This is a genomic window from Halomonas sp. THAF5a, assembly GCF_009363755.1.
Lineage (GTDB): Bacteria > Pseudomonadota > Gammaproteobacteria > Pseudomonadales > Halomonadaceae > Halomonas.
This window is the reverse complement of record NZ_CP045417.1, coordinates 963369-982274: the sequence shown is the minus strand read 5'-3', so window position 1 is coordinate 982274 and position 18906 is coordinate 963369. Positions and strand designations below refer to the sequence as shown.

Below are 18906 nucleotides of genomic sequence, written 5' to 3'. Positions count from 1 at the left end.
GCGAATGTCATCGAGACTTGATACTGATCAATCCAGCCATCGCCGCCCCCGCACAGAATAGGTGCGTTTCTTTCAGGAGAGCCCTCATGGACAAGAGCGTCGTCACACGCCGACTGAAGATAATCGTGATCCTGACGGCGGTCGTGCTGCTGGCCGGGATCGGCTGGCGATTCCTCCAGTCGGGCGCCGAGGAGCCCGGCCTAACGATGGGTAATGGACGCCTCGAGGCCACCGAGATCGACGTCGCCACACGGGTGCCCGGGCGCTTGATCGAGGTCCTGGTCGATGAAGGGGAGTTCGTGGAAGCCGGCCAGGTCGTGGCCCGCATGGATACCGCCACCCTGGAGGCGGACATGGCTCAGGCCCGAGCACAACGGCATCGAGCCGAAAATGCCCTGGAGACTGCACGCGCCATGGTGGCCCTGCGAGAAAGCGAACTGACCGCCGCTGAGGCCGTGGTCAAACAGCGCCAGGCCGAGCTCGAGGCGGCTCGCAAGCGCTATGAGCGTGCCGCCAGCCTGGTGGAGCGCAACGCCATTTCGCGTCAGCAGTTCGATGACAGCCTGGCTGCGTGGCAGAGCCAGCAAGCTGCCCTGGCCTCGGCCAACGCTCATGTACTCTCCGCGCGGGCCGCCATCCGTGCGGCCGAGTCTCAGATCACCGAGGCGGAGTCAGAGGTGGAGGCGGCCGTGGCGACGTTGGGCCGCATCCAGGCCGACCTGAACGACAGCGAACTCACTGCAGATCGCCTTGCTCGAGTACAGTACCGGATAACAGAGCCGGGGGAAGTACTGGGTGCCGGAGGCAAGGTGCTCAACCTGGTCGACCTCACCAACGTCTACATGAGCTTCTTCCTGCCGACTCGCGAGGCCGGGCGCGTCGCCATCGGCGACGAAGTCCGGCTGGTACTGGATGCTGTTCCTGATTATGTGATTCCCGCCTACGTCAACTACGTGGCCAGCGTCGCCCAGTTCACGCCCAAGAGCGTAGAGACCGAGAGTGAGCGCGAGAAGCTGATGTTCCGCATTCGCGCCAGGATCGAGCCCGAGCTGCTGCGCCGCCATATCGAGCAGGTCAAGACCGGGCTGCCGGGCATGGCCTATCTCAAACTCGACCCCGAGACCACCTGGCCAGAGCATCTCGAGATCCGGATCACGCCATGAGCCAGTCTGCCACGTCGTCGATCGCCCTCATCCGTGATGTCACGCTGCGCTACGCTGACACCCTCGCCCTGGATGGCGTCACCTTGACACTTCCTGCCGGGCAGATGGTCGGCCTGATCGGCCCGGATGGAGTTGGCAAGTCAAGCCTGCTGGCACTGCTCGCCGGTGCGCGACGCTTGCAAGAGGGTCGAGTGGAAGTTCTGGGCGGCGACATGAGCGACGCCCACCATCGCCGGATAAGCTGCCCACGCATCGCCTACATGCCCCAGGGACTGGGCAGAAATCTCTACCCGACCCTCTCGGTACGCGAGAACCTCGAGTTCTTCGGACGGCTGTTCGGCCAGAGCAGTGCCGAGCGAGCACGGCGCATTGACGCTTTGACTGGCGCGACCGGGCTTGGCCGTTTTACCGAGCGCCCGGCGGGAAAACTGTCCGGCGGCATGAAGCAGAAGCTGGGGCTGTGTTGCGCGCTGATCCACGACCCGGATCTGTTGATTCTGGATGAGCCCACGACCGGGGTCGATCCGCTGTCGCGCAGTCAGTTCTGGACTCTGATCTCGCGTATACGGGCCACACGCCCTGGAATGAGCGTAATCGTGGCCACCGCCTACATGGACGAGGCTCAGCAGTTCGACTTCCTGGTGGCCATGGATGCCGGACAGCCGCTGGCCAGCGGCTCGCCCGCAGAGCTGCTGGAACGCACCGGGACCGATGATCTGGAGAGCGCCTTCATCCGACTACTGCCCGACGCCAGGCAGCGCCAGCACCGACCGGTGATCATCCCGCCGCGCCAGCACAGCGATGCCATCGCCATCGAGGCGCGCGACCTGACCAAGCGATTCGGCGACTTCACCGCCGTCGACCAAGTCGACTTCCGTATCGCCCGCGGTGAAATATTTGGCTTTCTAGGCTCCAACGGCTGCGGCAAGAGTACCACCATGAAGATGCTGACCGGCCTGCTGCCGGCCAGCGAAGGCGAAGCCGAACTGTTCGGTCAGCCGATCGATCCGCGAGACATGGCGACCCGACGTCGGGTGGGGTACATGTCACAGGCCTTCTCTCTCTATGGCGAGCTCAGCGTACGCCAGAATCTTGCCCTCCATGCACGCCTCTTCCAGCTCCCCCAAACCGAGCAGCAGGCGCGCATCGAGGAGATGCTCGACCGCTTCGACCTGACAACGATGGCGGAAAGCCTGTCAGGCGGGCTGCCGCTAGGCATCCGCCAGCGTCTTTCCCTGGCGGTGGCAGTGCTGCACCGCCCCGAGATCCTGATCCTCGACGAGCCCACCTCCGGCGTCGACCCGGTGGCCCGGGATGCCTTCTGGCGCGAACTGGTCAGACTTTCCAGGGAAGAAGAGGTGACCATCTTCATCTCCACCCACTTCATGAATGAGGCCCAGCGCTGCGACCGCATCTCGCTGATGCATGCCGGGCGGGTGCTGGCCTGCGACAGCCCCGCTACCCTGCGCGAACGTCGCGGCACCGACACCCTCGAGCAGGCCTTTATCGCCTGGCTGGAGGAAGCCGCCGACGAACCGCCGGTCGATGCAGAGGCTAGCAGTCAGCCGGAAACCAACGACAATAGCCCGTATCGCAAGCCACCTGCCTTCAGTCTCAAGCGACTGATGAGCTATACCCGACGTGAAGCCACGGAACTTCGCCGCGACCCACTGCGAGGGACCCTTGCGCTGTTGGGCAGCGTGATCCTGATGTTCATCATCGGCTACGGGATCAGTCTCGACGTGGAGAACCTGAGCTACGCGGTGCTCGACCATGACCGGACGACCACCAGCCAGGCCTACAGCCTCAACCTGGCCGGCTCCCGGTACTTCACCGAGCGCCCGCCGTTGACCAGCCAGGCCGAGATGGAGGCGCGGATGCGCAGCGGCGACATCAGCCTGGCGGTGGAGATTCCCCCCGGCTTCGGGCGTGACCTCAAGCGTGGTGCCGCGCCCGAGGTCGCCTTCTGGGTCGACGGCGCCATGCCGACCCGAGCCGATACCATCAAGGGCTACGTACAGGGGCTGCATCTCCACTATCTGACGACCCTGGCCAGGGAAGCGGGAGTCGCCGACGGCCCTGCGGGGGTGGAGGTCGCGCTGCGCTATCGCTACAACCCCGATGTCCAGAGCCTGCCCGCCATGGTCCCGGCCGTCATCCCGCTGTTGCTGATGATGATTCCCGCCATGCTGACGGCACTGGGCGTCGTGCGCGAGAAGGAGATGGGCTCGATCACCAACTTTTATGTCACACCGGTGACGCGCACCGAGTTCCTGCTCGGCAAGCAGATGCCCTATGTGGCCATGGGCATGATCAACTTCGCCACCCTGGTCGCGCTTTCGGTGTGGGTCTTCCGGGTGCCGGTCAGCGGCAGCCTGATGACCCTGAGCCTGGCCGCCCTGCTCTACCTGCTGTGCGCCACCGGCATGGGGCTGCTGATCTCCTCCCTGCTGCGCAGCCAGATCGCCGCCATCTTCGGCACCGCGGTAGTCACCCTGGTTCCCGCTGTGCAGTTCTCGGGCATGCTGCACCCGGTTTCCGCCATGGAGGGCGTCAGTGCCCTGATTGGGCACATCTATCCCACCTCGCACTTCCTGATCATCACACGTGGCGTGTTCTCCAAGGCGCTGGGCTTCGCCGACCTCTGGACCTACTTCTTGCCGCTGTTGATGGCGATTCCGCTGTTAACCTTGGCCAGCGTGGCCGGACTCCGTGATCAGGAGCGTTGAGATGTCATCACTGGGGAAAATCCTGCAGTTGGGCATCAAGGAACTGCGCAGCTTGACTCAAGATCCGGGCATGCTGCTGCTGATCCTCTATGCGTTCAGCCTGAGCATACATATCAGCGCCACGGCGGTTCCCGAGTCTCCCCACCGCGCCACCATCGGTATCGTGAACGAGGATGCCTCGACCCTCTCCTGGCGACTAGCGGATGCCTTCCAGTTACCCTATTTCCTGCCCCCTGAGCCGATCACTCGGGAGCAACTGGACAGCGGCATGGATAGCGGACGCTTCACCTTTACCCTGGATATTCCACCCGACTTCCAGCGCGACTTACTCGGCGGCCGGGGCGCCGAGATACAGTTGAATGTCGATGCCACCCAAGTCTCCCAGGCCTTTACGGGCGCCGCACATATCCAGCAGATCATCGCCAGCGAGGTCAGCGAGTTCCTGACCCGACATCGCGCCGAATCCGCCATGCCGGTCGAAGCCGTCGTGCGTTCCGCCTATAACCCCAATCTGGAGCGAGCCTGGTTCGGGGCCATCAACGCGGTGATCGACCAGATCACCATGCTGTCGATCATCCTGACCGGTGCTGCCCTGATACGCGAACGAGAACACGGGACCATCGAGCACCTGCTGGTGATGCCAGTGACTCCTCTGCAGATCATGCTGGCCAAGGTGTGGTCGATGGCGCTGGTGGTGCTGATAGCTTCGGCGCTGGCCTTGTACCTGGTGGTCCAGGGCTGGCTCGAGGTACCCGTGCGCGGCTCAGTACCGCTATTCCTGTTCGGCGCCACCCTGCACCTCTTCGCCACTACCTCGATGGGCATCCTATTCGGCACCATCGCCCGTTCCATGCCCCAGTTGGGGCTGCTGATCATTCTGGTGCTGATTCCCCTGCAGATCCTCTCCGGCGGCATGACCCCGCGGGAAAGCATGCCAGAGGTGGTGCAGCAGATCATGCTGATCGCACCAACGACCCACTTCATCCAGCTCGCACAGGCGGTACTGTTCCGCGGCGCCGGTATCTCGGTGATCTGGCCGCAACTGCTGGCGCTGGCCGCCATCGGCGGTACCGTCTTCCTGCTAGCGCTATCACGTCTGCGGCGCTCGCTGCAGTAGCGTTCAACACGTTCCAGATTCCACCCGCGCCACCGTGCGCTCGACCGCCCCGCGGTAGCTACCGCCGAACAGCAGCAGGTGGTTGAGCAGCGGATAGAGCTGGAACAGCGCCTCGCGCCGCGGCCAGTCGGCCGGGGCGCGGCCGTTCCAGTAAGCGGCGAAGAAGGCCTCGCCCGGCGCGCCGAACAGCGTCAGCATGGCGAGATCCACCTCCGGGTAGTGACGATAGACCGCCGGGTCGATGATCGCCGGCCCCTGTGGGGTGAAGAGCACGTTGCCCGACCAGAGATCGCCGTGCACCAGGCTCGCCGGGGCGTCCGGCAGCCAGGCCTCGAGCCCGAAAGCGATGGCCTCGAGGCGCCGGCGCAGCGCGTCGTCCAGCAACCCGCGGGCGTGGCAGGCCTCGGCCAGGGGCAGCAGGCGCCGCTCGCGCTGGAAGGCGCGGCCGTCGACCAGCGGCGCATTGGGCTGGGGCGTGCGGCCGCAGGCGTTGTCGTTCGGCCAGCCATGGGCGTCGCCGGTATCGGCGTGCAGAGCCCGCAGGCCATCGCCCAGGCGCGCCGCATCGTTACCCGCGCGCCCGCGCTCCTGTCCGTGATCCAGGGCCTCCATCACCAGCCAGCCATCGCCCTCGGCCAGCACCTCGGGCACGATCAGCGGCGTGTCGGCCTGGCGCAGGGCGCGCAGGCCGTCGGCCTCCCCGGCCAGCCGGGCGGGGTCGTCGCGCTTGACCACCACCGCCCCCTGGTCGGTCTCCAGGCGCTGGACCTGGGCGATGTCGCCACCGCCGAGCGGGGTGGGTACACCGCGGGGCACCAGGGCCGCCGCGTCCAGCAGTCGTTCGAGGGTCCGTTCCATGGCGCCTGCCTCCTGTGTCGTCTCGCCTGCCCCCAGGGTCGCCAGCCCCGCCGACGTGATCAAGGCCCCGGTACGGTCAAGACGCGGGCGGCCAGGTGCGAGGAACCAAAAAAGACCGCCCGGAGGGCGGCCAAGAATCACGAGCGGGAGATAACACGGTGAAGCATGTCGGCGGGCTTATTCCGGCATCAGCACGCCGTCGATCACGTGGATGATGCCGTTGCTCGCCTCGATGTCCACTTGGATGACGGTGGCGTCATCGATCATCACGCTGCCGTCCATGGTGGTGATGGTGATGTCCTGGCCCTGCACGGTGGTGGCGCTGTCGGCGGCCATGGCGTCCTCGGCCATGATCTTGCCGGGCACCACGTGGTAGGTGAGCACGGCCTGCAGGGTCTCCTGGTTCTCGGGCTTGAGCAGGTCGTCGACGGTGCCCTCGGGCAGCGCGGCGAAGGCCTCGTCGGTGGGGGCGAAGACGGTGAAGGGCCCCTCGCCCTTGAGGGTCTCGACCAGCTCGGCGGCCTGGACCGCGGCGACCAGGGTCTCGAACTGGCCGGCACCCGCCGCGGTGTCGACGATGTCCTTCTTCATGCCGTGATGGTCGGCCTGCACGCCGCCGGCGAGCATCAGGCCCAGCAGGCCGGCGCCGAGGGCGCGGGTCATGGGCGTGGAAAGGGGGGCGGCAGTGGCGGTGATAGGGGTCTTCATGGGGCACTTCCTCTTTTTGGTCGCGGACGCATCGCGCCCGTTGGCAATCTCTCTCGTCATGCTGGTCATGGACATCCGGCGGAGGCCTCTCCGCCTCAACCTGTACAGAACCTAGACTATGTATAGCTATTGGACAAGTATTATTTTCACCCTGCCGCCGCGGCTGACGCTGCCGGCACGATATGGCACAACGGGAGGTGAAACCGACACCGAGGAGTCACGATCATGTACAAGCTGGCCTTCTTCGTGCCGATGGCCGACGCCGAGGCCGTCAAGGAAGCCGTCTTCGCCACCGGGGCCGGGCGCATCGGCGACTACGAGGCGTGCTGCTTCCAGACGTCGGGCACCGGGCAGTTCCGCCCGCTGCCGGGCGCCGACCCGCACATCGGCCGGGTCGGCGACCTGGAGCGGGTCGAGGAGCTCAAGGTGGAGCTGGTCTGCGAGGATGCGCTGATCCGCGAGGCAGTGGCCGCCCTCCGTCGCGCCCACCCCTACGAGGAGCCGGCCTTCGACGTCTGGCGGCTGGAGAGCTGGTGAGCGACATGCTCCTTGAGGAGGCAAGGCATCCCGGTGTGCGCTGGCGCAGGGCGCCGGGGACAGGTCGAAGAGGGGGTCCTACGCCAGGGATGGCGTCGGTAGTGCCCAGGGAGGGGTTCACAGCGCCCCCTCGCAGACCTGTCGACGGACAAGTCCCAAGCGACAGCTAATGCGATAGCCCTGCCAAGAAAGCCGACGGCTGGAGACGCGCCGCCGCTCGGCCTATGATGCGAGGCCGCAGGTTCCGTTCATCTTCAGGAGGTTACCCCCATGCCCATCGCCATGATCACCGGCGCCACGTCCGGCTTCGGCCGCGCCGCCGCCCGGCGCTTCGCCGAGGCCGGCTGGTCGCTGATCCTCACCGGTCGCCGCCAGGAGCGGCTCGACGCCCTCGAGCAGGAGCTCGCCGAGCGCGTCGAGGTGCTGACCCTGGCCCTGGACGTGCGCGACGCCGAGGCGGTGAAGCAAGCCGTCGACACGCTGCCAGAGGCGTTTCGCGGGGTCACCTGCCTGGTCAACAACGCCGGCCTGGCGCTGGCGCCCAAGCCCTCGCAAGAGGTCGACCTGGCCGACTGGCACACCATGATCGACACCAACGTCACCGGCCTGGTCAACGTCACCCACGCCATGCTGCCGCTGCTGATCGCCACCGGCGCGGGGGCGAGCATCATCAACATCGGCTCGGCGGCGGCCAAGTGGCCCTACGCCGGCGGCCACGTCTACGGCGCCACCAAGGCGTTCGTCGAGCAGTTCAGCTACAACCTGCGCTGCGATCTCAAGGGCACCGGCGTGCGGGTCACCGACATCGCCCCGGGCCTGGCCGAGACCGAGTTCACCCTGGTGCGCACCAAGGGCGACCAGGGCGCCTCCGACGCCCTGTACGACACCACCACGCCGCTGCAGGCCGAGGACGTCGCCGAGCAGATCGTCCACGTGGCGACGCTGCCCGCGCACATCAACATCAACTTCCTCGAGATCATGCCGACGCGCCAGAGCTGGTCACCGACCCATATCGAGCGGGACTGAGCGCGCCCGGCGGGATCGAGCCTCTAGCACGGCGCGCAGACGAAACGGCCGCGCCCCTGGCGGGGGCGCGGCCGACGTGGCGTGTCGCGGGCGTCCAGGGCTTGCGCCCCTAGGCGCTGCCGAAGTAGCGTTCGCGATCCTCGGCGGTGATGTCGCTGACGTGCAGCGGGAAGGCGGCCTCTCGCCGGTCGGCGTAGAAGTGGCGCAGGGTGCGCTCGATGGTCGGGAAGGCGAGCTCCTCCCAGGGGATCTCGTGCTCCTCGAAGAGCGCCACCTCGAGGCTCTCGGGCCCCGCGTCGAAGCCACCGGCCAGATCGGCGCGGAAGATCATGTAGACCTGGTCGATATGCGGCAGGTTGATCAGGGTGTAGAGGCCGTGGATCTCGACCTCGGCGCAGGCCTCCTCGCGGGTCTCCCGGGCCGCCGCCTCGACGGTGGTCTCGGCGTTCTCCATGTAGCCCGCCGGCAGGGTCCAGAAGCCCTTGCGCGGGGCGATGGCGCGGCGACACAGCAGCACCCGGCTGCCGCTCACCGGCAGGGTGCCGGCGACGATGCGCGGGTTCTGGTAGTGGATAGTGCCGCAGGCGTCGCAGCAGTGGCGGGGGCGATCGTCGCCGTCCGGGATCGTGAAGCGCACGGTATGCCCACAGTGACTACAGAAGTTCATGGCGCTCCCTGGCAGGCCGAAGGGCGGCATGACGGCCGCCCGGTCAGGGCTTGACGCCGCTCATGGCGGCCGAGTAGAAGGAATCAAACCCGATGGACGCCCCATGTTAGAGAACCTTCGTGAACGCCTGCAAGCACACCGCCCGCGCCGGATCGGGCTGCGCCTGCCCGAGGCGTCGGTACTGATCCCCATCGTCGACCGTCCCGAGCCGACCCTGCTGTTCACCCGCCGTGCGGGCCACCTCGCCACCCACAGCGGCCAGGTCGCCTTTCCCGGCGGCAAGCGCGAAGCGGACGACGCCGACCTGCTGGCCACGGCGCTGCGCGAGTCCCAGGAGGAGATCGCCCTGTCGCCCGAACGGGTGACGCTGCTCGGCCGGCTCTCGGACGTGCTCTCGCTGCACGGCCTGCGCGTCACGCCCTGGGTGGGGCTGATCCCGCCCGACCTGCCGCTAGTGCCCGACCCCGGCGAGCTCGACGCCATCTTCGAGGTGCCGCTCACCCACTTCCTCGAGGACCGGCGCACCCACACCGACGTGATCCGCGTGGATGGCCGGGACTACTACGTGCCCAGCTACACCACCGACGGTCACGTGATCTGGGGGCTCTCCGCGATGATGCTGGTGGAGCTGCTCGCCGAGGGCTTCGCCATGCCGATCAGCCTCTTCGAACGCCCCTCGGGCGAGTTGATCCACCTTCCCGAACGCCGAGTCTCCCGCCCATGATCCCGACACCCGACGCCTTCGCCACCGCCCTGCCCCGCGCCCGCCTGGCCGAGCTGGTCGACGCCCTGGTGGAACAGGGCTGGTACGTCGGCGAGGGCTTCATTCCCGCCGAGCTCTGCGCGGCGCTGCACCACGAGCTCGGCGCCATGGCCGACCACGAGGCCCTGGAGGCCGCCGGCATCGGCCGCGGCCAGGAGCACGCCCTGCGCCGCGACATCCGCGGCGACGCCATCCGCTGGCTCGACCGCGAGAGCCAGGCCCGGCGGCAGTACCTGGAGGCCATGGCCGAGCTGCAGCAGGAGCTCAACCGGGCGCTCTTCCTCGGGCTCTTCGAGTACGAGGCGCACTTCGCCCACTACCCGCCCGGCGCCTTCTACAAGCGCCACCTCGACAGCTTCCGCGGCCGCGCCAACCGGGTGATCTCCACCGTGGGCTACCTGAATCCCGACTGGCCCGCGGACGGCGGCGGCGAGATGGTGATCTTCGCCGCCGACGACCCGGAGCGCGAGGTGGCCCGGGTGCGCCCCGAGGCCGGCACCTTCGCCTGCTTCCTCTCCGACAGCGTGCCCCACGAGGTGCTGCCGACCCGCCTGCCCCGCGCGAGCATCGCCGGCTGGTTCCGGCGCAACGCCTCGCTGGGCGGCCTGGTGGACCCGGCACGCTGATGGCGACCCCGGGCGACCAGGCAGAGGTCGAGCGGCTCAGGGCGCGCTGCCAGGCGCTGGAGGCAGACAACGCCGCGCTTATCGAGAAAAACGCGGCCCTCGAGGCCCAGGCCGCGGCGCTGGACGCCGAGAAGCGCCACTACCAGTGGCTGGCCGACAGCACCACCGACCTGATCTCCCGCCACGCCCGGGACGGCACCTTCCTGTTCGCCTCGGCGGCGGCCCGGGACCTGCTCGGCTACGCCCCCGAGGAGCTGATCGGCGTCTCGGCCTACGACCTCTTCCACCCTGCGGACTTGAAGGAGCTGCTCGAGAAGTCGCCGCGCATCTACTACCACGACGGTTTCTACCAGCAGACCTACCGCTTCCGCGCCAAGGACGGCCACTACGTCTGGTTCGAGACCACCAGCCGCACCCGCCGCGACCCCGCCACCGGGGAACTGCTGGACGTGCTCTGCGTCTCCCGGGACGTCGGGCGGCGCCTCGAGGCCGAGGCCCACCGCGAGCGCCTCGCCCGGGTGGTGGAGTCGACCACCGACTACGTGCTGTTCCTCGACGGCGAGGAGCGCATCTTCACCGCCAACGAGGCGGCCCGGCGGCTGCTGAACCGTCCGGGACGCGCCCGTCCGGGACGCGACCACCCGGACCGCGACCAGAGAGAGGAAGACGCCCTGCGCCTCGAGCAGGCCTATACCGCCGAGTCGCTGGCCGTGCTGCGCGAGGTCGTGCTGCCCGCCGTGGCCCGCTACGGCTCCTGGAGCGGCGAGCTCGCGATGCGCGGCCCGCGCGGCTCCGTGCCGGTGCTCAGCGTGGTGATGGCCCACCACGGCCCCGCCGCCGAGGCCGATCACCTCTCGCTGATCAACCGCGACATCGGCCTGCGCAAGGCCGCCGAGGCCCAGGAGCGGCGCCACCAGGAGCAGATCGCCCACGCCAACCGCCTGGCCACCACCGGCGAGCTCGCCTCCAACATCGCCCACGAGCTCAACCAGCCGCTGGGCGCCATCGCCAACTACGCCAGCGGCGCGCTGATGCGCCTCGAGGCCGACCCCACGGCCCCGGCCGGCGAGCTGGCGGTGCCGATCGAGCGGATCAGCGAGCAGGTGCAGCGCCTCGCCGAACGGCTGCGCCACATCCGCACCTTCGTGCGCAAGGGCCAGACCCGGCCTAGGCCGGTGGCGCTGCCCGAGGTCGTGAAGGCCGCCTGCCGGCTCTGCGACTGGCAGTTCCAGCAGGCCGGCATCGCGCTGGACGCCGCCCTGCCCGAGGCCCTGCCCCGGGTGCAGGCCGACCCCGTGGCCCTGGAGCAGGTGCTGGTCAACCTGCTGTTGAACGCCCTGGAGGCGAGCCGCGCCCACCCCGGCGCCGACCGGGTGACGCTCGATGCCCGGCAGAGCGGCCCGCGGGAGGTGCGCTTCACGATCCGTGATCGTGGCCCCGGCGTGCCCGGGGCCGAGCGCGAGCGGATCTTCGCGCCCTTCCACTCGGGGCGCCCCGAGGGCCTCGGCATGGGGCTCGCCATCAGCCACTCGCTGATGGAGGCGATGGGCGGGCGGCTCGAGCTGGCCCCGGCCGGCGGTTCCGGCGGCGCCACCTTTGCCGGTACACTGCTCGCCGAGCCCGGGCCGCTGCCGCCGGCCCGCTGAGCGGCTTCGTTCACCCCGCTTCCGTTCATCCCACTGTCTTCGTTCATCCCCCGGAGAGGCCCGTGCCCGACAAGCCCCGTATCGCCGTGGTCGACGACGACCAGGCCCTGCGCGACTCCCTCACCTGGCTGCTCGACTCGGTGGGCCTTTCGACCCTCGCCTACAGCGACGGCGAGGCGCTGCTGGCGGCCGAGCCCGAGCGCCACGACGTCATCCTGCTCGACGTGCGCATGCCCGGCCTCTCCGGCCTGCAGGTACAGCAGCGGCTCGCCGAGCGCGGCGACGACACGCCGGTGATCTTCATGACCGGCCACGGCGACGTGCCCATGGCCGTGCAGGCGCTCAAGGCGGGCGCCTGCGACTTCATCGAGAAGCCCTTCAACCATCAGCAGCTGATCGACACCGTGCAGCAGGCCCTGGCCCGGCACCGCCGTCATCGTGAGGCGCAGGCCCGCCTCGAGACGCTGCGCGCGCGCTACGCCGACCTGCGGCCCAAGGAGCAGCAGATCCTCGTGCACGTGGCCGAGGGGCTGACCAGCCGCGAGATCGCGGTCGAGCTCAGCATCAGCGCCAAGACGGTGGAGGTCTATCGGCTGCGCGCCATGAAGGCGCTGGGCGCGGCCAACCTGGCCGAGCTGGTGCGCCTCTGCGTGGCGCTGGCGCTGGTGGATTGCTATCCCGAGGAGGGCTGATACGACAGGGCCTGGCCCGGCAGAGTCTGATGCGAGACGGCCGGGCCCGACAGCGAGGACGGCAAATCCGCCACCTCGCCGTCGCCCAGCCGGATGATGATCTCCACGCGGCGGTTGCGGGCGCGTCCCTCGACGGTGTCATTCGAGGCGATCGGGCGCGTGTCGGCGTGGCCGGTCACCGTCAGTCGCTCGGCCGCCAGCGCCTCGTTCTGCAGCAGCCGGTTCGCTACCACCGCCGAGCGCATCGCCGAGAGGTTCCAGTTGCTGGCATAGCGCGAGCTGCGCACCGGCACGTTGTCGGTGTGGCCACGCACGGCGATGCTGCCCGGCGCATCCGCCAGGGTGGCGGACAGTTCGCCCAGCAACTTGGCGAAGGAGGGCGTCACCTCCGCCGACCCCGATGGGAAGGAGGCCTGCTCATTGACGCGAATCACCACGCGGTTGCCGTCCCGCGCGACCTTGACGCCTCCCTCCTCGATGGCCGGACGAAGCCGCTCCTCAAGACTGCGCTTAAGCGCCTCGAGTCGCTGCTCCTGCCGCGCGCGATGGGTATCGAGCCAGGGGCGTTCCAGGGTCGTGGTCTGGCGCACTTCATCCCGCAGCGTCGGCTCGGGCTCGGCCGGCGAGAAGCGATCCATCACCGCGCTGCTCCCCATGGGGATGACCTCGGCCGGCACCTCCCGCTGGACACCGAACGCCTTGGACATCTCCCCGGCCAGTTGCTTGAAGCGCTCCAGGTCGATCTCGGCGAAGGAGAGCAGCAGCACGAAGAAGCAGAGCAGCAGCGACATCAGATCGGCGTAGGTCACCATCCAGGCCGGGATCTCGTTGTTGCGGCGCGACGTCTGCCTAGCCATTGGACGCACCCTGCTGGGCCGGTTCCTCGCCCGGCGTGGCATCGCCCTCGCCGCCCCCCTTTCTACGATCGCGAACGTCATCCGGCAGGTAGGTGAGCAGCATCTGCTCCACGATCCGCGGGTTCTTGCCCTCCTGGATCGCTATCAGGGCATCCGTCCACAGCGACTGGATCTTCTCCTGATGATCCATGCGGGCCTCCAGCTTCTCGGCGATCGGCTTGGCGACGATGTTGGCCAGCAGCACGCCATAGAGCGTTGTCAGCAGCGCCACGGCCATGGCCGGGCCGATCGATGAGGGGTCATCCATGTTGGAGAGCATCTGGATGAGGCCGATCAGGGTACCCACCATGCCCATGGCCGGCGCCACATCGGTCAAGAGACGGAAGGCCTTGGCCCCCGTCTGGTTGCGATCCAGGGTCATCAGGCGCTCCTTGTCGAGCATCTCCTTGACCACCTTCTGATCGAACCCGTCCGCCAGCATCTGAAGGCCCTGCTGGAGATAGCGCGAGCGTGTCTCGAATCCCTCCAGGGCCAGCAGGCCCCCCTTGCGCGCCAGCCTCGACACCTCGAGCATCTCCTCGATGGTCTCGGAGGTATCCGGCAGGGTATTGCGAAAGGCGCGGCTCGCCGCGTTCAGCGCCATGCGGCACTCGCTGAAGCGCAGCTGCGACAGCACCACCATCAGGCTGCCCCCGAAGACGATCAGCAGGCTGACGGGGTTGAGGAAGATCATCGGCGAATCGCCGAGCCCGATCGCCCCCGCGATCAGGGTCGCGGCACCCAGCATGCCGATGATGGTTGCAAAATCCATGGCCGTATCTCCGCCTCTCCTGTAGTCCCTTGGCGCATATTGCCCGATGAAGCGCCTAAATTAACACCCACTGTTACAACGCCACCGCACACGGTCGCCGGCAGGGCGAGCGTTCTGGCCTCCCGATACGACGCGACGCGCCGACGAGGAGGGTCTCGGCATCCCTACCTACACTGCGTTCAGGCACCCGACGACAGGCGGATGCCCTGCCCAGGAAAAAGGGGGAGATCGAGATGAACCGAACGGACGTCAGGACCCTTCAGCGATTCCTCGCGAAGGACAGCAGCTACCGGGGCGAGATCGACGGCCTGCGCGGCCCGAAGACCCGCGCCGCGGTAAATGCGACCCTCGAAGCCCACGCCGAGAGGCTGCCGGCGGGGGCCGAGACCTGGAGCGATCGACGACGAGCCGTCGCCTGCCTGCAGATCGCCTGTCGCCTGAAGAAGATCCAGGTCGGCCCCATCGACGGCTTCTGGGGCCCGCAGACCGAGCATGCGGCCGAGGTGCTGGCGACGATCCAGGCGACCGGCAAGCCCCCCGCCCCCTGGCGGGACCAGCAGCCGCTCGACGCCAACCCCAACGGCTGGGTCCGCGAGGCGGAGCTTCACCAGGCGCTCGGCTCGCCGACCCGCAAGCCGCCGATGGTGGTGGTCCCCTGCCCCTGGCAGCTCTGCCTCGCCTGGGACCTCGGCACCCACCCGAGCGGCATCGGCTGCCACGAGCGGGTGGCGGAGAGCCTGGCGCGCATCCTCGTGCGAGTGAACGATCACTACGGCCCCGAGCGGCTCAGGGAGATGGGGCTGCACTGCTACGGGGGCTGCTACAACAAGCGGCGCAAGCGCGGCGGCACCGCCTGGTCGACCCACGCCTGGGGCATCGCCATCGACTGGGACCCCGCCCACAACAAGCTCAAGTGGGGACGCGACCGCGCCCGCCTGGCGCGGCCGGAGTACGACACCTGGTGGCGGCTCTGGGAGGAGGGCTGGGTCAGCCTCGGCCGCACGCGCAACTTCGACTGGATGCACGTGCAGGCGGCCAAGCTGTGAGGTAAATCGCCCTGAGGTGAAGCCCCGCGGCACGCCTCAGTCGCGCAGGATGGTCATGCGCCGTGTCTCGTCCTCGGGGAAGACGCGGCCGCTCTTCAGGGCGGCAAACAGGTGCAGGAACACCACCCCGGGCTCGCCGAAGACCTCCCCCGAGCGGAAGTAGGAGTGCCCCTTGGGGAAGTCGTAGCGGGTGTTGACGTCGTCGCAGTCCACGGCGAAGACGCTGCGCGAGACCTTCGCCATGTCCTCGGGGCCGGAGTGGCCGAGGCGCCGCGAGGCGATGCGATGGCGCAGGTTCGAGGCCTTGCTCGCCCGCAGCGCCAGGTCATCGGAGGCGAAGTAGACGTTGACGTTGCGCGAGGCGTGAATGATGGGCTCGCCGGCGCGCCCCTCCTCCAGGGACTCGTTGACGATATCGGCGGCGACCAGGAAGGTGTTGCGGAACAGCAGCGGCACGCCGCCCGGCAGGTGGTACTTGCGCCATACCCGCAGCGTCTCGCGCAGCACCCGGTTTCCCATGGAGTGGGCCAGCACGTTGATGCGCTTGAGGCAGGGCGCGGGGTCCACCGCGAACTGCTCGCCCTCGCGCCAGTCGAGGAAGCGCTGCAGCACCCGGGCGAAGGAGAAGGCGCTCAGATCGGCCGACTCCTGGTCGTCCCAGTAGTCCTTGACGATGCCCAGGTCGTTGTCGCAGGGCCAGATCAGCGGCACCACCAGCACCTCGCCGGGATCGCGGGCCTCGCAGAGGTCCTGGAACTCGCGGGCCGCGGCGAAGACGTCCTCGGGCAGGTTGGAGAAGCCGTGGAGGTAGATCAGCACCTGCCGCGCCCTCGCCTCCTTCAGGCGCTGCAGGAAGGCCGCACTGCCGACCTCCAGGTACTGACCCGCGCCGATCTCCTCGCAGTAGAAGACGGAGTTGCTGGCCGCGTTGTTCCTGAGGTCGAAATCGAAGGGGCGGTTCGCCCGGGTGCGGATGCTCTGGGTGGGAAAGCGATTGGTGATGAAGAGCATGAAGGGCCACCTCGCGGTGAGCGGCAGGCGTCCCTGCCCAGTTCCTTCAAGCTAGCACAGCGCCCACGCCCGACCAGGCGAGCGTGGGCCCGGTCGAGCGCAGGCGCAGCGGCCTCAGGCCTTGAGCACGTAGCGCAGGATCTCGACCACCTGCTCGGTGGTGGTGGCCCAGGCCATGGCCGAGGCGTCGACCTCCTTCAGCGGGTGGATGATCGACTCGCCGTGGAGGGTGACGTAGGGCTTGCCCAGCGCCGCGCAGTAGCCGGCATCGAAGGCCGCGTTCCACTGCTTGTACTGGTCGCCGAAGCGCACCACCACGAGATCGCTCTGCTCGATCAGCGTCTTGGTGCGGATGCCGTTCACCTTGGACGACTTGTGGTCGCGCCAGAAGCCCTCGCTCTGCGGGCCCAGGTGGTCGCCGGCGGCGTCGCTGGCGTCATGATCGGTGACCGGCGCGGTGAAGACGACGTCGAGGCCGGCGGCCTCGGCGCCGCGCTGGATCTCGTCGCGCCAGTCGGTGTGGATCTCGCCGGAGAGGTAGACGGTAAAGCTCATGCGGGCTCCAGGGACAGGGAAGGGAAAGCGCCATGGTAGCCCAGCCACGCCGCGAGTGGAAATCCCTTCCATATTCAACAGGACGAGCGCCGTGCCGCGTTGTAAGGCCGTGGGCCGCGGGCCGACAGAGCGCCATGCATACAGGCTCGAGAGGAGAGCAATCATGACGCATGCACGCTGGTGGGCGGCCCTCGCCCTGGCGATCGGCCTGAGCGGTTCGCTGGGCGCCGCCGCCGACGGACGCATCTTCACCCGGGACGACCTCGCCATCGGCGGCACCGACCCGGTGGCCTACTTCACCGAGGGCGAGCCGGTGGCGGGCTCGCCCGAGTTCCAGTGGGAGTGGCAGAACGCCACCTGGCAGTTCGCCTCGGCGGAGCATCGCGACCTCTTCCAGGCCGATCCCGAGGCCTACGCCCCGCAGTACGGCGGCTGGTGCGCCTGGGCAGCGGCCCGGGGCGACGCCGCCTCGACCGTGCCCGAGGCGTGGAAGATCGTCGACGACAGGCTCTACCTGAACTACAGCCATGGCATCCAGCGGCGCTGGGAGCGCGACATTCCCGGCTTCATCGAGGCGGCCGACGCCCACTGGCCGAACATCTTCGGGGGGTGAGGCAACGGGGGCAGCGGCGGGTGCATTTTTCTATTGAGCGCCTCGCCATGGCTAGGGCAGGATGAAGGATCAGGAGAACATGCCAGGGACGGATCCATGGCCTACCCCCGGAGAAGCCAAATGCAACCGCTGAGCTATTACTACTACAACGTGCTGGAAGGTCTCGAGAAGCCGAGCGACGTGCCGTCGTCTCTCCTGCAGGAGGGCTACGACATCCTCTACCGCCACGGCGGTCGCGTCGAGATGGACCTGATCGCCAAGGCCGAGGACGGCGACGCGCGCGGCGAGCCCTTCCACTGGTACGAAGACCTCGATGCCGAGCAGCGGGCAAAATTGCACAAGGCGCTGGAGGACAACAACCCGGCGAAGATCCTCAAGGTCATGCAGCGCAACGGCTACGCCGGCGTGCTCTACCACCACGCCAGGGCGCACTTCCAGGCGGCCGCCGACGTCGCGTAAGTAAGGCGTCAGGCAGCGCAACGAAAAGGGCCCGCGATATTGCGGGCCCTTCTGTGTTTTGGAGGATCATCGTCGGCGCTCGCTTGAGCAGGCGGGTCAGGGTTCGCAGACATCAAGCCGCCGCCCAGTAATCGGCAGGAAACGGCCAGAAGCGGACGTTCAGTGTGAGTTAATATGACGCGGTGCATAACTGGAGCGGGAGAATCCCGTGTTTCGATTGATGCACTTGTTTGCATCGACAACAGTCGCCTCTTCTATGCGCCGTGCCAAAAGGCTTAAAAACACCAAATACTGTGCTGCCTTATGTTCTGTTAGATCATGGGCAAGGCTGTGAGCTTTCGGACTTCTAATTCCCTGAAACACTCCTTTATAAATTTGCATGAAACCTTTCTGATCGCTTTTCCCAGATTCAGTTTCAAGCTCAGAGAGAATAAGCCGAGGAGTTACAACAGACATCACCTGGCCTATGATTCTGTCACCATCTTCTCCTGAACCGGTTCTCTCGCGAATCAATTCGAAGACGGCAGTTACGGAGTTGAAAACTGCCTCCCGAAGATGACCGTTTCGGAATAACTGATAGGCATTTTCGAGTATAACTGGATGCAGCAGGTGCTCGAATCCTAATTCCTGCTCAGGCTCTTCTTCCCCCACCGAATTTAATAGATGCGCTTCTGCCCTCCTCTCCAGCTCGGGCAAATCGTGGTTAATAATGTCGCGACAATCACAATCCATCCCAAAATGTATGTGACGCCCCAGGTTCCCCAGCCGCTCGTCAGGGAATTTCTGGCGCTAAAGATCCCACAGTTGTTCGTAGTCTGCTTTCATATAGCCGTTTATGGCAGCGGCTGCGTCTTCGCCTCCCTCTTCATACAAGGGCAAAGCGTCACTCGCCTTTTGCTCAATGGCTCGCATGACATTCTTGACAGATAAGTACCAGTGGATCATTGGCTGTCTCTATCCAGAGTATAACGCTTTGCTCACCGATAAATTGGGAGCGCAGCGAGTAATTTATCCGCGTGCAA

21 protein-coding genes are annotated in these 18906 nt (G+C 67.2%); 12 read left to right on the top strand and 9 right to left on the bottom strand.

Going from position 1 to position 18906, the window contains the following annotated elements; genetic code table 11:
• Positions 1 to 86: 86 nt before the first annotated feature.
• Genes FIU83_RS04415 through FIU83_RS04405 form a run of 3 tightly spaced genes read left to right on the top strand, consistent with a single transcriptional unit; the run spans position 87 to position 5009 of the window.
• Positions 87 to 1163 (top strand): HlyD family secretion protein, encoded by a 1077-nt coding sequence (locus FIU83_RS04415; protein ID WP_152482947.1) that lies wholly within the window; start codon positions 87 to 89, stop codon positions 1161 to 1163.
• The gene (gene rbbA / locus FIU83_RS04410; RefSeq protein WP_152482946.1) at positions 1160 to 3892 is read left to right on the top strand and encodes a ribosome-associated ATPase/putative transporter RbbA; all 2733 of its coding nucleotides are present in this window, start codon (positions 1160 to 1162) and stop codon (positions 3890 to 3892) included. The genes FIU83_RS04415 and rbbA overlap by 4 nt, the downstream gene beginning before the upstream one ends.
• 1 nt (position 3893) lies before the next feature.
• A complete protein-coding gene (locus tag FIU83_RS04405) occupies positions 3894 to 5009 on the top strand; it encodes an ABC transporter permease (RefSeq protein WP_152482945.1) in 1116 nt (371 codons plus the stop codon).
• A gap of 3 nt (positions 5010 to 5012) precedes the next feature.
• Here the strand turns inward: FIU83_RS04405 and FIU83_RS04400 are convergent, their stop codons facing one another.
• Together FIU83_RS04400 and FIU83_RS04395 are read right to left on the bottom strand one after the other, a co-directional pair.
• On the bottom strand, positions 5013 to 5867 hold the full coding sequence (locus FIU83_RS04400) for a fructosamine kinase family protein (RefSeq protein WP_152482944.1): 855 nt from the start codon (positions 5865 to 5867) through the stop codon (positions 5013 to 5015).
• Between the two features lie 177 nt (positions 5868 to 6044).
• Positions 6045 to 6575, bottom strand: coding sequence for a fasciclin domain-containing protein (locus FIU83_RS04395; RefSeq protein WP_253939535.1), 531 nt, complete (start codon positions 6573 to 6575; stop codon positions 6045 to 6047).
• Positions 6576 to 6800: 225 nt separating this feature from the next.
• Here FIU83_RS04395 and FIU83_RS04390 point away from each other — a divergent pair, with 225 nt between their 5' ends.
• Both FIU83_RS04390 and FIU83_RS04385 read left to right on the top strand, forming a co-directional pair.
• Positions 6801 to 7112, top strand: a complete 312-nt coding sequence (locus FIU83_RS04390) for a YqfO family protein (protein ID WP_152482943.1) — start codon at positions 6801 to 6803, stop codon at positions 7110 to 7112.
• A 270-nt stretch (positions 7113 to 7382) separates the two neighbouring features.
• Complete coding sequence (locus FIU83_RS04385; protein ID WP_152482942.1) at positions 7383 to 8138, top strand: SDR family NAD(P)-dependent oxidoreductase; 756 nt, start codon at positions 7383 to 7385, stop codon at positions 8136 to 8138.
• Positions 8139 to 8247: 109 nt separating this feature from the next.
• On the opposite strand, the gene FIU83_RS04380 is transcribed toward FIU83_RS04385, so the two are convergent.
• A complete protein-coding gene (locus FIU83_RS04380; protein WP_152482941.1) occupies positions 8248 to 8805 on the bottom strand; it encodes an NUDIX hydrolase in 558 nt (185 codons plus the stop codon).
• Between the two features lie 103 nt (positions 8806 to 8908).
• Here FIU83_RS04380 and FIU83_RS04375 point away from each other — a divergent pair, with 103 nt between their 5' ends.
• From FIU83_RS04375 to FIU83_RS04360, 4 genes are all read left to right on the top strand, one after another.
• The gene (locus tag FIU83_RS04375) at positions 8909 to 9529 is read left to right on the top strand and encodes a CoA pyrophosphatase (RefSeq protein ID WP_152482940.1); all 621 of its coding nucleotides are present in this window, start codon (positions 8909 to 8911) and stop codon (positions 9527 to 9529) included.
• Positions 9526 to 10194, top strand: coding sequence for a 2OG-Fe(II) oxygenase (locus tag FIU83_RS04370; protein WP_152482939.1), 669 nt, complete (start codon positions 9526 to 9528; stop codon positions 10192 to 10194). The genes FIU83_RS04375 and FIU83_RS04370 overlap by 4 nt, the downstream gene beginning before the upstream one ends.
• Positions 10194 to 11840, top strand: a complete 1647-nt coding sequence (locus tag FIU83_RS04365; protein ID WP_152482938.1) for an ATP-binding protein — start codon at positions 10194 to 10196, stop codon at positions 11838 to 11840. Before FIU83_RS04370 ends, FIU83_RS04365 begins: the two co-directional genes overlap by 1 nt.
• 62 nt (positions 11841 to 11902) lie before the next feature.
• Entirely contained in the window at positions 11903 to 12532 is a 630-nt protein-coding gene (locus tag FIU83_RS04360; RefSeq protein WP_152482937.1) for a response regulator transcription factor, read from the top strand.
• Here the strand turns inward: FIU83_RS04360 and FIU83_RS04355 are convergent.
• Both FIU83_RS04355 and FIU83_RS04350 read right to left on the bottom strand, forming a co-directional pair.
• Complete coding sequence (locus FIU83_RS04355) at positions 12514 to 13389, bottom strand: flagellar motor protein MotB (protein ID WP_172976011.1); 876 nt, start codon at positions 13387 to 13389, stop codon at positions 12514 to 12516. The genes FIU83_RS04360 and FIU83_RS04355 overlap by 19 nt on opposite strands.
• Positions 13382 to 14200: a MotA/TolQ/ExbB proton channel family protein gene (locus tag FIU83_RS04350; RefSeq protein WP_152482936.1), complete on the bottom strand. Its 819-nt coding sequence runs from the start codon at positions 14198 to 14200 to the stop codon at positions 13382 to 13384. The genes FIU83_RS04355 and FIU83_RS04350 overlap by 8 nt, the downstream gene beginning before the upstream one ends.
• Positions 14201 to 14433: 233 nt before the next feature.
• On the opposite strand from FIU83_RS04350, the gene FIU83_RS04345 reads away from it, so the two are divergent.
• Positions 14434 to 15246, top strand: coding sequence for a peptidoglycan-binding protein (locus FIU83_RS04345; protein WP_152482935.1), 813 nt, complete (start codon positions 14434 to 14436; stop codon positions 15244 to 15246).
• Between the two features lie 36 nt (positions 15247 to 15282).
• Here FIU83_RS04345 and FIU83_RS04340 read toward each other — a convergent pair whose 3' ends face one another.
• Both FIU83_RS04340 and FIU83_RS04335 read right to left on the bottom strand, forming a co-directional pair.
• Entirely contained in the window at positions 15283 to 16257 is a 975-nt protein-coding gene (locus tag FIU83_RS04340; protein WP_152482934.1) for an alpha/beta hydrolase, read from the bottom strand.
• A gap of 114 nt (positions 16258 to 16371) precedes the next feature.
• A complete protein-coding gene (locus tag FIU83_RS04335) occupies positions 16372 to 16812 on the bottom strand; it encodes a YtoQ family protein (RefSeq protein ID WP_152482933.1) in 441 nt (146 codons plus the stop codon).
• A 163-nt stretch (positions 16813 to 16975) separates the two neighbouring features.
• On the opposite strand from FIU83_RS04335, the gene FIU83_RS04330 reads away from it, so the two are divergent.
• Both FIU83_RS04330 and FIU83_RS04325 read left to right on the top strand, forming a co-directional pair.
• The gene (locus FIU83_RS04330; protein ID WP_152482932.1) at positions 16976 to 17425 is read left to right on the top strand and encodes a YHS domain-containing (seleno)protein; all 450 of its coding nucleotides are present in this window, start codon (positions 16976 to 16978) and stop codon (positions 17423 to 17425) included.
• Between the two features lie 120 nt (positions 17426 to 17545).
• Complete coding sequence (locus FIU83_RS04325) at positions 17546 to 17884, top strand: hypothetical protein (RefSeq protein ID WP_152482931.1); 339 nt, start codon at positions 17546 to 17548, stop codon at positions 17882 to 17884.
• Positions 17885 to 18043: 159 nt separating this feature from the next.
• On the opposite strand, the gene FIU83_RS04320 is transcribed toward FIU83_RS04325, so the two are convergent.
• Positions 18044 to 18580 (bottom strand): TIGR02391 family protein, encoded by a 537-nt coding sequence (locus FIU83_RS04320; RefSeq protein WP_216645056.1) that lies wholly within the window; start codon positions 18578 to 18580, stop codon positions 18044 to 18046.
• 93 nt (positions 18581 to 18673) lie between these two features.
• Positions 18674 to 18829 (bottom strand): hypothetical protein, encoded by a 156-nt coding sequence (locus FIU83_RS17520; RefSeq protein ID WP_216645055.1) that lies wholly within the window; start codon positions 18827 to 18829, stop codon positions 18674 to 18676.
• Positions 18830 to 18906 lie beyond the last annotated feature (77 nt).